The organism is Labrenzia sp. PO1, assembly GCF_012273635.1.
Lineage (GTDB): Bacteria > Pseudomonadota > Alphaproteobacteria > Rhizobiales > Stappiaceae > Roseibium > Roseibium algicola.
This window is the reverse complement of the sequence record NZ_JAAXCR010000001.1, coordinates 570,336-583,928: the sequence shown is the minus strand read 5'-3', so window position 1 is coordinate 583,928 and position 13,593 is coordinate 570,336. Positions and strand designations below refer to the sequence as shown.

The window sequence follows — 13,593 nt, the reverse complement described above, 5'->3', positions numbered from 1 at the left end:
GGCAGCAGGTTCTTTTCAGCCCTACCGGATAAATGTGCCGTTCTGCAGTTCGGTTACCGCCTGGATCAGCTCCTGACGGGTGTTCATCACGATGGGGCCGTGCCAGGCCACGGGTTCCTTGATCGGTGCGCCGGAGACCAGAAGGAAACGGATGCCTTCCTCGCCTGCGTGAACGACGATCTCGTCGCCGGAGCCGAAGATCACCAGAGATCGGTTGCCGGTCTCGTCACGGATCTTCAGTTCCTCGCCGCCGAATTCCTTTTCCGTCAGAACCCCGAACGGGTCGGATGCTCCTTCGAACGTGCCGGAGCCTTCGAAAATGTAGGCAAAGGTCTGCTTGTAGGTGTCGACCTTGAAGCGTTTCTTGTGACCTGCCGGCACATGGATGTCGAGATACTGCGGATCGGCGGCGATGCCGTCGACCGGGCCGCGCTTGCCCCAGAACTCGCCACAGATGACCCGTGCGGAAGTGCCGTCGTCATCGGTCACAACCGGGATCTCTTTCGAGGCGACATCCTGGTAGCGCGGAGCGGTCATCTTCAGCGAGGACGGCAGGTTCGCCCAGAGCTGGAAACCGTGCATGCGGCCATTGGCGTCGCCCTTGGGCATCTCCTGATGCATGATCCCGCGCCCGGCTGTCATCCACTGGACGTCGCCCGCACCCAGGTTGCCGCTGTTGCCCAGGCTGTCGCCGTGTTCAACGATGCCGGCCAGCACGTAGGTAATGGTTTCGATGCCGCGATGGGGATGCCAGGGAAAGCCCTTGAGATAGTCCTCGGGACGTTCGTTGCGGAAGTCGTCCAGCAGCAGGAACGGATCCAGCATTTCCGGATCCTGAAATCCGAAAGCTCGCTCCAGCCGGACGCCGGCGCCTTCCATGGTTGATTGTGTGCTGCCGATGTGGGTTACGGGGCGGATGGACATGACTTGGTTCCTGATGCGGATTGACTTTGAGGGAAAGATAGCGGCTCGCAGGGCAAAACCTAGTCTTGGCTCTGCAGACGCAGTGTTTCGAAAGACGAAACAGTGATCCCGTTATCCGGATAGGTTCCGACCGGACGGTGGCTTACGGCCAAAGGGTTGCATCTTGCGGACGGTCCGCCCACATGCAAGTGTGCACGCCAGTTTGGCCGTCTGGTCAAATCCCCAATTCCGAACCGGTTGAAACGATGGCCCCGATACTTTCCGTACGCGACCTGGAAAAAACCTATGACGGTGGCTTCCAGGCTCTCAAATCCGTGTCTCTGGATATCCAGCAAGGTGAGGTGTTTGCGTTGCTCGGGCCGAATGGCGCCGGCAAGACGACATTGATCAGCACGATTTGCGGCCTGGTGCGGCCGACCTCCGGCAGTATTCACGTGTGCGGCCATGACGCCTTGAGCGAGTACCGCGCTGCCCGGCAGATGATCGGTCTGGTGCCTCAGGAGATGCCCACGGCTCCCTTCGAAATGGTCGGTGATACGGTCGCCTTCAGCCGCGGCCTGTTCGGCATGAAACCCGATCCGGCACGGATCGAGAGCATCCTCAAGGACCTGACGCTCTGGGAAAAGCGCAACAATCCCATCATGGCTTTGTCCGGGGGCATGAAGCGCCGCCTGCTGGTCGCCAAGGCGCTTGCGCACGAGCCGAAGATCCTGTTCCTGGACGAGCCGACAGCCGGCGTGGATGTGGAACTCAGGCACGACATGTGGCGCATCGTTGGGGAGCTGAAGCAGAAGGGCGTCACCATCATCCTGACCACCCACTATATCGAGGAGGCCGAGGAAATGGCCGATCGTGTCGGGGTGATCAACAAGGGTGAGATCATTCTCGTGGAAGAGAAGGCAGAGCTCATGCGCAAGCTCGGGCGCAAGTTGCTGTCGCTCAGCTTGACGGAGCCGCTCGTCGAGATCCCGGGCAGTCTTGCCCGCTACGATCTGAAGCTCGAGGATGACGGCCGCAGCCTGGTCTATACCTACGATACCCAGGCTGACCGGACTGGCATCACGTCGCTTCTGACCGATCTCTCCCAGGCCGGCGTGCGTTTTCACGATCTGCAGACGGATCAGTCGTCGCTCGAGGATATCTTCGTCGGTCTGGTCAGTCAGGGATGAGGCGGCGATGGACACCGGTTTCACCATTCGCAAGGCGACACTGGACGACTGCACGGCACTGACGGACCTGTGCATGCGCTCCAAGCAGTCGAACGGCTATGACGATGCTTTCATGGCCATGTGCGCCGAAGAACTCAGGGTTCGCGACAGCTGGATCGAAGAGCACGATTTCTGGCTGGCGCAGGACGCAGGCGGTGAGCCGGTCGGCTGTATCCGGCTGTCCATGGAAGACGACGGCGAAACAGGGGAACTGGAGACCTGTTTTGTCGACCCTGCCTGGCAGGGACGCCGCGTCGGCCGGGCGCTGTTCGATGCGCTTTATGAAAGAGCGCGAAGCCTTGGTCTGGTGAGGATCGGTCTCGATGCGGATCCTTTTGCAGAACCTTTCTATGCCCGCATGGGCTTCAAGACCATTGGCCGGTCTCCATCCGGCTCGATCCCGGGGCGCACGTTGCCCCGAATGGAACTCATTCTGATCTCGGGGCAGCAGGGCACATGAATTTCGAAGCGATCAAAGTCATCTACCTGGCCGAAATGGCCCGCACCCGCCGCACGATCATGCAGAGCATCATCTCGCCGGTGATTTCCACGGTGCTTTATTTCGTTGTCTTCGGGGCAGCCATCGGCTCTCGGATCTCCGAGGTGGACGGTGTCAGCTACGGCGCCTTCATCGTGCCCGGGCTGATCATGCTGTCCCTGATGACACAGAGCCTCTCCAACGCCTCTTTCGGCATCTATTTCCCGCGGTTTACGGGCACGATCTTCGAGGTGCTGTCGGCGCCCGTGTCGTTCCTGGAAATCACCGTTGCCTATGTCGGGGCGGCGGCTACGAAGTCGATCCTGGTCGGGTTGATCATCCTGATCACGGCGAGTTTCTTCGTTCCGCTTGAAATCCAGCACCCGGTCTGGATGGCCGCGTTCTTCCTCTTGACGGCCGTTACATTCGCCCTGCTCGGCTTCATCATAGGCATCTGGGCCGACAATTTCGAAAAACTGCAGTTTGTACCGCTGTTGATTGTCACGCCTCTGGCTTTTCTGGGCGGCAGCTTCTATTCCATCAACATGTTGCCGGATATCTGGCAGAAGATCACGCTGATCAACCCGGTGGTCTACCTGATTTCCGGGTTCCGCTGGAGCTTCTATGGTCAGGCGGACGTCAGCCTTTGGCTGTCGCTGCTGGCAACGATGATCTTCCTCGGCGGTTCACTGGCCGTCATACATTGGATTTTCAAGACCGGATACCGCCTGAAGGCTTGAGGTATCCGGCCGAAACGCGAGTTTAAGAGAGCGGGAATGCGTGCGTCTGTCCTTTTGAAGAAGGCTTCGATCTTCGTTCTGGCCGGGTTTCTGGCCGCCTGTCAGACGGGGCAGGGGCCAGCCCCGACGCCCGTTACAAGTGCAGCGCCTGCCGTTCAGACGGCGCCTCTTCCTGCCGTTGCCTATGCGCCGGAAACGGCAGTTGAGCGCGGGTTCTCCGCGCTGGTGCTGAATGCGTCGACCGGCGAAGAGCTTTATGCGGTCGATGCGGATGCAGCGCGGTATCCCGCTTCGCTGAGCAAGATGATGACGCTCTACCTGCTCTTTGATGCGGTTTCGCAAGGGCGTTACACGCTTTCCACCCCTTTGAGCGTTTCGGCCAAGGCAGCATCGCAGCCGCCGGCAAAGATCGGCATCAAGGCAGGGTCGACCATCACGGTCGAGCAGGCGGCAAGGGCGCTTGCGGTCAAGTCGGCCAATGACGTCGCCATCGCCGTTGCCGAAAACCTTGCCGGGAGCGAAGCGGCCTTCGCCCGGCAGATGACGTCCCAGGCGCGGGCTCTTGGCCTGTCGCGTACCCGTTTCGTCAATGCCACGGGCCTGCCGGATCCCGCGCAGGTGTCGTCGGCGCGTGACATGGCAGTGCTTGGCCTTGCCCTGAAGCGGCGGTTCCCGCAATACGGCAGCTATTACCGGGCCAAGTCGTTCGACTACAACGGCCGCACCTTCCGGGCCACCAACAACCTGGTCGGCAAGGTTGCCGGTGTGGATGGTCTGAAGACGGGCTATATCCGCATGTCCGGCTACAATCTGGTCGCGACCGCCAACCGGGGCGGCAAGCGACTGATCGTCGTCGTCATGGGTGGGGCGAGCGAGGCGGCGCGGGACAAGGAAGTGACGCGGCTGATCGAAGCCTATTCCTGAGCGGTCCGCAAAGGTTCGGCTGGTATTGCACCGGAAACCTTCTCGACAACCGAGACCCGATTGCGTCCGGTCCGTTTGGACAGGTAGAGGCTCTCATCGACTGTCTTGAGCAATTCGGCTGACGGCAGCTGGCTGCCGTCGCCGTGATAGACACCTGCCGATGCCGTCAGGTTGAAGTCCTGCGGTGCGAATTCGAACTGCAGGTCGGAAATGCGCTCGCGCAGGCGATCGGCAACCCGGAAGGCGTTCTCGCGCGAGATGGACGGCAGAAGCACCGCGAATTCCTCGCCGCCGAGGCGGGCAAAGCAGTCGTTCTGGCGCAGATGCGCCTTCACTTCAGAACAGACCTTCACAAGCGCTTCGTCGCCTGCAACATGTCCGAACCTGTCGTTCACCTGCTTGAAGTGATCGAGGTCGAAGTGGACCAGACCGAAGTCGTCCTTCTGCGTTTCCTGCAGGAGGCTTTCCAGACGTGTCTGAAACTCTCTGCGGTTGAAGGCGCCGGTCAGGGGATCGCGCCGTGCCGCTTCCCGGTTCCGGTTCGCCACGAGCTCGAACGACAGTGCAAGGGAGAAAGCGCCGGTCAGACTGACGAAGACGAGTGCGCACATCAGGTGAATGTCGACAATCAGGTCGTCGATCATGCCGGGCCCTTGCGGGCCGCCGGAAACAAGTCCGTGCACTGTGCGCAGCACACCTTCGGCAGCCAGAAAGAAGAACGCCAGGATGAGGCCGATATTGGAAATCAGACCCCGGAACGGCCTTGAAGCGTAGGCGGTAATGGTTGCGACGGACAGCAGCGTGAACACCACGTTGGAGGCCATGTACGCAAGGGCGTAGTTGGAAAGCAGATACGCGCAGCCTGCGACGATGCCGTAGGCAAAGGCGGGCGCGACAACATTGCTGAGCTTGCTCGGCATATCCGCCAGAAGGCGTGCCGCGTGCCAGTGACAGCCAAAACCGAGCAGCAACAGGGTGTTGGGGAGCAGATAGGCGATCAGGGGCGGCAGCATGCTGCTGAGCGCAAAGCAGACCAGAGACGACGCCAACAGGGTATTTGCAGCGGCCCAGCTCAACCAGTGAGCACGCGGACTGGTCTGCAGGGAAATGGCCAGGAAGCAGATGGCAAAAATCGACAGCAGAAGCACATTTGCCGAAAAGAGTGTCGATAGATCCATCAAGGCAGTCTCCGGAACCGGTCCCTCAATCTCACAAAGGATAGTGATTACGTTACGGGATAGGGTCTTGCAATCCGGTTAGCCGCGATAAAAAAACTTTTATCAAATAGGGAATTCAACGCTTTGGTCCCGTTTACGATACCTGTGAAATTTGCGGAGGCAATGCGGCATCTTTGGGGCGGCAGGGCGGGGGTGGTCGTGGGCCGCTTATTTGTACCGCCAGAACCCCGACATCTATTTGACGACCAGCAGGAACCGGCAAAAAGAAACCCCGCTGTTGCCAGCGGGGTCTCGTTTCGGGTCGATGGGGCGAACCTTGTTAGTTCTTGGTCTTGTCGACGAGCGCGTTGGACTTGATCCACGGCATCATGCCACGGAGCTTTTCGCCAACTTCCTCGATCTGGTGTGCGTCGTTCAGGCGGCGGGTTGCCTTGAACTTGGCAGCGCCTGCACGGTATTCCTGCATCCAATCGGACGTAAATTTGCCGGTCTGGATGTCTGTCAGGACGCGCTTCATTTCCGCCTTGGTTTCCGGCGTCACGATGCGCGGACCAGTCACGTACTCACCCCACTCTGCAGTGTTGGAGATGGAGTAGTTCATGTTGGCGATGCCACCTTCGTAGATCAGGTCGACGATCAGCTTCACTTCGTGCAGGCACTCGAAGTAGGCCATTTCCGGAGCGTAACCGGCTTCAACCAGGGTTTCGAAACCGGCGCGGATCAGTTCGACGAGACCGCCGCACAGAACAGCCTGTTCGCCGAAGAGGTCGGTTTCGCACTCTTCCTTGAAGGTGGTTTCGATGATGCCCGAACGGCCGCCGCCAACGCCACAGGCGTAGGACAGGCCGAGATCATGGGCATTGCCGGAAGCGTCCTGGTGAACAGCGATCAGGCACGGCACGCCGCCACCCTTCATGTATTCGCCGCGCACGGTGTGGCCCGGGCCCTTCGGTGCAACCATCAGAACATCAACGGTCGACTTTGCTTCGATCAGGCCGAAGTGAACGTTGAGGCCATGTGCGAAGGCGATTGCAGCGCCGTCACGGATGTTGGCTGCGATGTGGTCCTTGTAGATGTCTGCCTGCAGTTCGTCCGGGGTTGCCATCATCATCAGGTCGGCCCAGGCAGCAGCATCTGCCACGTTCATGACCTTGAAGCCGTCAGCTTCTGCCTTCAGAGCGGTCGTGGAGCCCTCGCGCAGGGCAACGGCGATCTCCGTGCAGCCGCTGTCCTTGAGGTTCATGGCATGGGCGCGGCCCTGCGAGCCGTAGCCGATGATGGCGACTTTTTTGGACTTGATCAGGTTAAGATCAGCATCACGATCGTAATAAACGCGCATGGGTTCCTTTCTCCCGTCTGCATTCTGTCGTTTGAAGGCCGGTTTTCCGGTCTTGATTGGTTCTGGTGTTTCCCAGTGGTTCCGAAGGTTCGCGGCGATCAGGCCCCGAACAGACGGTAAAAGCGATCGACGGCCACTTCGGCCTGCGATTTCAGATCCTTCTCGGCAGGACCGGCGGTCTCACCCAGAAGGAGGCGGATATGGACGTCCCGAATGGCAAGGCCGTAAAGCACCTGGTAGGCGTCTTCGGATTCGTCGAATTTCAGAAGGCCGTGGCGGCGGCCGCTGTCCAGCATGGCGCGCGCGCGGGCGGAAATCATGTGTTTGCCGCGCACAAGCAGAAGCTGGCCGAGGCGGTTGGAATTGGTGTTGGACTGGCCGATCGACAGCCGGTTCAACGCCAGCGAGGTTTCGGAAAACAGGACACCCAGCAGGGCTTCGACAAAGGCCGTCACATGTGCCCGGAACGTCGCCGCATCGGCAGTGGCACCAGCCTCGGAAGGAAACTGAACCTGGCTGGCCTGGAAGGCGACAACCGCAGCCAGCAGGCCGTCACGGTCGCCGAACCACTTGTAGAGGCTTTCCTTCGAGCAGCTTGCCGTGCGGGCTAAGCCTGCCGTCGTCAGCGCCTTCTCTCCACCTTCGACCAGCAGCGTCAGCGCATGTTGCAACACCACCTGCTGGCGCGGCGAAAATTCGGGCGCTGCATCCGGGCGGGAGGTGGCAATATCGTAAGCGGTCGCTGTCATGTCTCAGGTCGGATCGTTGATTGTCAGTAGGGAACCGTACGGTACGGTTCGGGTGTGGTTATGGCACCGGCAGCTGGGCAGGTCAAGGGTAATTTTGCACCTATTCGGCGAACGTGCGCATCTGGGCAAGCACTCTGGAACGTGCGCTTGAAAGCGTGATCGGAGTAGACGTTTACGCTTACTTCAAGTTTGGCTTGCGTCTCGAAGAAAGTGCGGATTAGATTTTGGTATTCAATTTTGTTGTCTTGTTTTTTCTTGGGTGTCTTTGAGATGTTGACCATCAAAAAACTCATTGCCGGGCCGTTGTTGCTGGCCTTTCTTGTCTTGGCTGCCACCAGCGCAAACGCTGCACCTCGGGTAACCGCAAAGATCGATCTTTCCGAACAGCAGCTTTATTTGTACGTCGACGGGCGTTTGCGAAACAAATGGCCGGTTTCGACGGCACGCAAGGGATATCGCACACCAACGGGAAGCTGGCGCCCGACCCGGCTGGAACGCGACTGGCACTCGCGCAAGTACAACTGGGCACCCATGCCCTATTCGGTCTTCTTTCTCGGCGGATACGCCATACACGGCACCAACGACCTCAAGCGGCTGGGCCGTCCTGCCTCGCACGGATGCATCCGGCTCCATCCCAGGAACGCCGCTCAGCTTTTCAATCTTGTGCGAAAGGTCGGCCGCGCCGACACGAGGATCGTGATCATGCGGTGAGTTAGGGGGGGCAATTCATCCGTTGCTACCACCAACCGTATTCATGAGCAGCCTGTGTGGGCACAGGTTGCATGGTTTTGGCGTAGCGGCTTACCCTTCAGAAACTTTCAGCGTGATTCCCCTTCTGCCAAGCGGAGGCCATCGTGACCGCCTGCTCGAATTTCTGCCGATGCCTGTCAGCTGCCCTTGTGCTCTGCCTGTCGATTTTTCTCGCGCTGCCGGCATTGGGGCAGACGGCGGAGGGGGACGACAATCCACCGCTGCCGGGCTCGCCGGTCAGCGTCGGCCTCTATATCAGCCCGCCCTTTGTCATGGAGGAAGAGCCGGGTGTCTATTCCGGCATGGCGGTTGACCTTTGGGAAGCACTGGCGCAGAAAAACGGAATTCTCTACGAATATCGGCTCTTCCCGACCATCCGGGAGCTGGTGGATGCAGCGGCGGACAAATCCATCGGTATTGCCGTCACCAACCTGACGATCACCCGCAAGCGCGCCGACAGGATCGACTTTACCCAGCCCTGGTTCGATGCGGGCCTGCGCATTCTCGTGCCTGACAGTCAGGGAGCGAGTTTCAGCGAGGTGATAACGGGCCTGCAGGAATCCGGTTACCTGAGAGCCTATGGCTGGCTGGCGCTTGTGATCGTGTTTGCAACGGCTCTGATGACGCTGTTCGACCGGCGTTTCGACAAGAACTTTCCCCGGGGCTGGCCGGAAGGCGTGTCGGAGAGCTTTTATGCGGTCATGTCCGTTGTGACATCCGGCAAGGCGCCGTCGCGCAAGAACCTGTTTGGTTGGCCAGGCCGCATCTGGCAGGCGCTCTGGCTGGTCTGCGGCATCGCGGTGATGGCCTATGTGACCTCGTCGGTGACCAGCGTCATGACAACCCTATCGCTCACAAACCAGATCAACAGTCTTGCCGATCTGCCGGGCAAGAGTATCGGCGTCTTCGCCGGCAGCGTGGCCGAGGAGTTCGCAGAAGCATCCGGTTGGTCGCACCGGTCATTTGACGACATCGAAGGTGCAGTCGCTGCTCTGCGCAATGATGAGATTGACGCCGTTGTGGGCGATGCGCCTGTCCTTGAGTATTACGCTCACAGTCACCCGCGGGCGAATGTCGAGGTGATCGGCCCGATCTTCGAACCGGACAAATACGGCTTTGCCCTTGCGCACGGCAGTCCGTGGACACGGCCGTTGACGCTTGAATTGCTGACGGCGCATGAGACGGACATGATCGAGCAATTGCGCGTGCGCTACTTCGGCGATGAGCGCTAGGAGCCATTCCCTAGAGCTGTGGCTGCGCGGCAGCCCTCAACCAGTCAACGACAATGGCGGCCGTTTCCCGGTTCCGGCTGCGGTGCGACAGCACGGCATGATAGGCGTTGTTTGGCTGCAGCGGCGGCAGGCCGGCAGGGACCAGCAGGCCGTTTTGTACGTGGTCACCGGTGATCGAGCGCCAGCCGAGCATGACCCCGTGACCCGACAAGGCCGCCTGGGTGGCCTGGACATAGTTGGAAAACCGGAGGCCTTTGGCCGAACCGGCAGCCTTCTGCCCCGTGCGGGCAAGATACTCCTGCCAGGAAATCCAGCGGCGATCGCTGGTGTCCACATGGATCAGAAAGGCTGACCCCAGGCTGCCGCCATCGGCGCGGATACGCTCGGCAAGGGAAGGGGCGCACACGGGCTCAACCAGCTCGCGGAACATTTGTTCGACCGTGCCGTCGTCCCAGCGGCCGTCGCCATAGCGCATGGCGATATCGGTCCCCTGGCCAAGCCGGGGGACCTCCTGCTGCGTGGTGTGAACGTTCACCGGGATTTCCGGGTGGTCCAGATAAAACGCCTCAAGCCGGGGCATGAGCCAGTAGGTGGCGAAGCCGACGGTGCAGGCAACAGTGACAGAGGCGCTGGCGGGATCGGCAAGTGTCTGGATGTCGTTCAGGGCTTCGCTCAGCCGTTCGCGGTTTTCGATCACCGCTTTCAGCAGGATCTCGCCGGCGGCAGTGAGGCCGGCCGGCCTTGTGCTGCGATCGATCAGGGCGGTGCCGACGTGTTCTTCCAACTGTCGCAAGGACTGGCTGATCGCCGACATGGATACATTCAATTCGCCCGCCGCCGCCTTGGTGCCTCCCGCGCGTTGAACCGTCTCGAAGACGGTGAGCAGTCTGAGCGGGGGGAAGCGGAGCATTTGTCTGTCCAAGTTAAGTGAATGCTTAAGTTAAGTTTCGATTTTATCACCTTTCCAAATCGCCAGTGCAAGAGCAACTTCACAGAAAGTAACTGGAACGCAGCGCTTTGCAGTGACTTGTGCGAAGTGTTTGCAAGGCTGATGAGCTAAACTTAAGGACGGATCTGATGCTTGGAACTGGTGATGCGGGTGTGTTGCTGCAGGAAAAAGGACTCGATGTGCCGCTGAGCAACGGGCAAACCGCCTATTTCAATTACTACTGGCTGCGCGACAATTGCCCGAGTTCCTTCGACCCGGAAACCCGCGAACGCGTCAACGACATCTTTGCCCTGGACGAAGCGCCAAAAGCAGCCTCCGCCGCCATCGTGGGGGGCGATCTGGAAATCGCCTGGGCCGGCACAAACGACGTCTCCCGACTGCCGCTGTCCCTGCTCAATGCCTATTCCAATGGCGAAAAGCGCCCCGATATCGCCAACCTTCAAAGAGTGCCCTGGTACGCTGACCACTATCCGAAGATGGCCCGTTTTTCCCATGACGAGGTTACCAACGACACCGCGCGTCGGCGCGACTGGGCCAAGGCGATGCTGACGGATGGTGTCGCGCTTTTGACCGGCTTGCCGGATACGGATGAAGCGCTCACCGACACGGCCGGCCTGATCGGCTATGTGCGTCCGAGCTACTTCGGTCTGACGTTTGAAGTAAAAACCCACATCAAGCCGACCAACCTTGCCTTCACTGCCAAGGCCCTGCCGCTTCACACAGACTTGCCGGACGAAGATCTTGCGCCGGGCGTGCAGTTCCTGCATTGCCGGGCCAATTCGGTCGAGGGCGGCAACAGCATCTTTGTGGACGGACTGGCTGTCGCCGAAGACTTCCGCAAGGCCTATCCGGAAGACTTCGAACTTCTGATCACCGTGGATGTGCCTTATTTCTGCGAGCATGACACGTTCGACATGCGGTCTCGCCAGCGGGTGATCGAGCTGGATGAGCACGGCAATATTTCGGGTGTCACGATCAGCCAGCACCATGCCGATATCTTCGATATGCCGCAGCATGAACTCGACCGTTACTACCCGGCCTTCTGCCGCTTCGGACGGATGATGCGGGACGACAAATACCTGATGCGGTTCCGTCTGAATGCGGGCGAATGTATTGTCTTCGACAATCACCGCATCGTGCACGGTCGCGCTGCCTATTCGGCAACCAGCGGCAATCGGCACCTGCGTGGCTGCTATACCGACAGGGGCGAGCTGCGCTCCACTTACCGGATCCTGTCCGGGGAAGGACGTTTCAAATGAGTGTCGTTACGGATGTACGCTTCGGGGCTGACCCGAACCGGCAAAGCGAACAGGCCTTGCGGGAAGACCTCGCAGCTGCCTTTCGTCTGGCGGTAAAATTCGGCTGGAGCGAATCCGTCGGCAATCATTTCAGCGCCGCGGTTTCCGAAGATGGTTCGAAATTCCTGATGAACCCCAAATGGCGACATTTCGGGGAAATCAGGGCCAGCGACCTGTTGCTGCTCGATGCCAATGATGACACCGTGATGGCGGGTGAAAATGCCCCAGACCCATCCGCCTGGTGCATCCACGGCACGGTTCACCGGGAAAATCCCAAGGCGCGGGTGCTGTTCCACTGTCACCCGCCCAATGCGACCGCGCTGGCGACGCTGCAGGATCCGTCGATGAAACCGATCGACCTGAACACCGCGCGTTTCTTCGGCAAGGTTGCGGTTGATCTCGGCTTCGGCGGCATGGCTGACGAGGCGGAGGAGGGCAGGCGGATTGCCGAAACACTCGGCGATAAGCCGGTTCTTGTGATGGGCAATCACGGGGTGTCGATTTCCGCCGTCTCTGTCGCTGAAGCCTTCGAGCATCTCTATTTCTTCGAACGGGCTGCTGAAACGCTATTGAAAGCCTATGGGACCGGTCAGCCGCTGGCTATCATGTCGGACAACCTGGCCGCCAAGACGGCTGCCGAATGGGAGCCCTATGTCGGCATGGGCTATGCCCATTTCGACTATTGGAAGCGTGATCTTGACCGGAGCGAGCCGGATTACCGCGACTGAGATCCGTCGATGCCGACTTGCCTTCGCCTCTCCAATGCGGGGAGGCGAAATGCATTTGGGCAAAGCATGGCAATCCTTCTTGGTGTCGCCCCGGACAAGCGCAGCGCAGATCCGGGGCCTGCTCGCAAGGCACATAGCGGCATCGCGTGAGCTGGAAATCAGATGTCAGCGCGAGCTTCAGCGAGCTTCTGATCATTGATCATCATTCAATCTTGAGCAGGAGCGGCTTTGCCGAAAAACATGTCTGCGTTCGGATCAGCGTTCGGCTTCCGCCTCACTTGTCTTAAATGACGGGCGGGCAAGTATTCCTGCAATAAACCGCCAAAACTGCAGAAATCTCACCTGTAGTAGCGACCTAATACCCGTTCAAACCCGCGGACTGCTAGCCTTTCTCCATCGCAATTTGCCAAGCTGGAGGACAGAGCATGAGCGCGAAGAAGATCCTGATGATCACGGGTGATTTCACCGAAGATTATGAGACCATGGTGCCGTTTCAGACGTTGCTTGCCATGGGTTACACGGTCGATGCGGTATGCCCCGGCAAGAAGGCCGGTGAGACGGTCGCCACCTGTATCCACGATTTCGAAGGTGACCAGACCTATTCGGAAAAGCGCGGCCATAACTTTACGCTGAACGCGACCTTCGCCGATGTCGACGTTGCCGGTTACGATGCCCTGATAATCCCGGGTGGGCGGGCTCCGGAATATCTGCGTCTTGATGCGGCTGTCATCGATGCCGTGAAGCATTTCATGGACGCGGCCAAGCCCGTTGCCGCAATCTGTCACGGCGCGCAGATCCTGACTGCTGCCAAGGTGATCGAGGGCCGCACCGTTTCGGCTTATCCGGCCTGCCGTCCGGAAGTGGAGCTTGCAGGCGCCACCTATGCCGAGATCGCAATCGACGGCGCCGTGACCGACGGCAACCTTGTTACCGCTCCTGCATGGCCGGCGCATCCGGCATGGCTGTCGCAGTTCCATGCGGTTCTGAGTGGTGCGGCCGAGGGTTCCCTGGCTGCCTGAGGCAAACGGTGCGGGCCAACAAATTGCCCGCACCATCAACTCCGTTTGCCTTGTCCGAGAAAACGCAAGAGTGGTGC

General features: G+C 59.7%; 14 protein-coding genes. 9 read left to right on the top strand and 5 right to left on the bottom strand.

The genetic code is table 11. The features are described from left to right. Positions 1-21: 21 nt before the first annotated feature. Positions 22-924 carry a pirin family protein gene (locus HCG46_RS02805; RefSeq protein ID WP_168684506.1) on the bottom strand — a complete coding sequence of 301 codons (903 nt, stop codon included), beginning with the start codon at positions 922-924 and terminating at the stop codon, positions 22-24. Positions 925-1,169: 245 nt separating this feature from the next. Here HCG46_RS02805 and HCG46_RS02800 point away from each other — a divergent pair, with 245 nt between their 5' ends. From HCG46_RS02800 to HCG46_RS02785, 4 genes are read left to right on the top strand one after another with little or no spacing between them, the layout of a single operon-like run. After that, positions 1,170-2,093: an ABC transporter ATP-binding protein gene (locus HCG46_RS02800; RefSeq protein ID WP_023000551.1), complete on the top strand. Its 924-nt coding sequence runs from the start codon at positions 1,170-1,172 to the stop codon at positions 2,091-2,093. Between the two features lie 7 nt (positions 2,094-2,100). After that, positions 2,101-2,592, top strand: coding sequence for a GNAT family N-acetyltransferase (locus tag HCG46_RS02795; protein WP_075283540.1), 492 nt, complete (start codon positions 2,101-2,103; stop codon positions 2,590-2,592). Beyond that, positions 2,589-3,350: an ABC transporter permease gene (locus HCG46_RS02790; RefSeq protein ID WP_023000553.1), complete on the top strand. Its 762-nt coding sequence runs from the start codon at positions 2,589-2,591 to the stop codon at positions 3,348-3,350. The genes HCG46_RS02795 and HCG46_RS02790 overlap by 4 nt, the downstream gene beginning before the upstream one ends. 36 nt (positions 3,351-3,386) lie before the next feature. Beyond that, positions 3,387-4,274 (top strand): D-alanyl-D-alanine carboxypeptidase family protein, encoded by an 888-nt coding sequence (locus HCG46_RS02785; RefSeq protein ID WP_055655402.1) that lies wholly within the window; start codon positions 3,387-3,389, stop codon positions 4,272-4,274. On the opposite strand, the gene HCG46_RS02780 is transcribed toward HCG46_RS02785, so the two are convergent. The 3 genes from HCG46_RS02780 to HCG46_RS02770 all read right to left on the bottom strand — a co-directional run bounded on the left by HCG46_RS02780 (position 4,265) and on the right by HCG46_RS02770 (position 7,540). After that, positions 4,265-5,452 carry a GGDEF domain-containing protein gene (locus HCG46_RS02780; protein ID WP_168684504.1) on the bottom strand — a complete coding sequence of 396 codons (1,188 nt, stop codon included), beginning with the start codon at positions 5,450-5,452 and terminating at the stop codon, positions 4,265-4,267. The two genes, HCG46_RS02785 and HCG46_RS02780, sit on opposite strands and share 10 nt — an antisense overlap. Before the next feature lie 319 nt (positions 5,453-5,771). Then, entirely contained in the window at positions 5,772-6,791 is a 1,020-nt protein-coding gene (gene ilvC, locus HCG46_RS02775) for a ketol-acid reductoisomerase (RefSeq protein ID WP_006935853.1), read from the bottom strand. Between the two features lie 98 nt (positions 6,792-6,889). Further along, on the bottom strand, positions 6,890-7,540 hold the full coding sequence (locus HCG46_RS02770; RefSeq protein WP_055655398.1) for a TetR/AcrR family transcriptional regulator: 651 nt from the start codon (positions 7,538-7,540) through the stop codon (positions 6,890-6,892). A gap of 270 nt (positions 7,541-7,810) precedes the next feature. Between HCG46_RS02770 and HCG46_RS02765 the strand changes: the two genes are divergently transcribed. Further along, a complete protein-coding gene (locus HCG46_RS02765; protein WP_168684502.1) occupies positions 7,811-8,251 on the top strand; it encodes a L,D-transpeptidase in 441 nt (146 codons plus the stop codon). Positions 8,252-8,394: 143 nt separating this feature from the next. Continuing rightward, the gene (locus HCG46_RS02760) at positions 8,395-9,522 is read left to right on the top strand and encodes a transporter substrate-binding domain-containing protein (RefSeq protein WP_353621806.1); all 1,128 of its coding nucleotides are present in this window, start codon (positions 8,395-8,397) and stop codon (positions 9,520-9,522) included. 10 nt (positions 9,523-9,532) lie between these two features. Here the strand turns inward: HCG46_RS02760 and HCG46_RS02755 are convergent, their stop codons facing one another. Then, positions 9,533-10,432 (bottom strand): LysR substrate-binding domain-containing protein, encoded by a 900-nt coding sequence (locus HCG46_RS02755; RefSeq protein ID WP_075283538.1) that lies wholly within the window; start codon positions 10,430-10,432, stop codon positions 9,533-9,535. 167 nt (positions 10,433-10,599) lie between these two features. On the opposite strand from HCG46_RS02755, the gene HCG46_RS02750 reads away from it, so the two are divergent. The 3 genes from HCG46_RS02750 to HCG46_RS02740 all read left to right on the top strand — a co-directional run bounded on the left by HCG46_RS02750 (position 10,600) and on the right by HCG46_RS02740 (position 13,516). Next, entirely contained in the window at positions 10,600-11,730 is a 1,131-nt protein-coding gene (locus tag HCG46_RS02750) for a TauD/TfdA family dioxygenase (RefSeq protein ID WP_168684500.1), read from the top strand. Continuing rightward, positions 11,727-12,497, top strand: coding sequence for a class II aldolase/adducin family protein (locus HCG46_RS02745; protein ID WP_168684498.1), 771 nt, complete (start codon positions 11,727-11,729; stop codon positions 12,495-12,497). The genes HCG46_RS02750 and HCG46_RS02745 overlap by 4 nt, the downstream gene beginning before the upstream one ends. A gap of 425 nt (positions 12,498-12,922) precedes the next feature. Beyond that, the gene (locus HCG46_RS02740; RefSeq protein ID WP_168684496.1) at positions 12,923-13,516 is read left to right on the top strand and encodes a DJ-1/PfpI family protein; all 594 of its coding nucleotides are present in this window, start codon (positions 12,923-12,925) and stop codon (positions 13,514-13,516) included. The last annotated feature ends 77 nt before the right edge of the window (positions 13,517-13,593 follow it).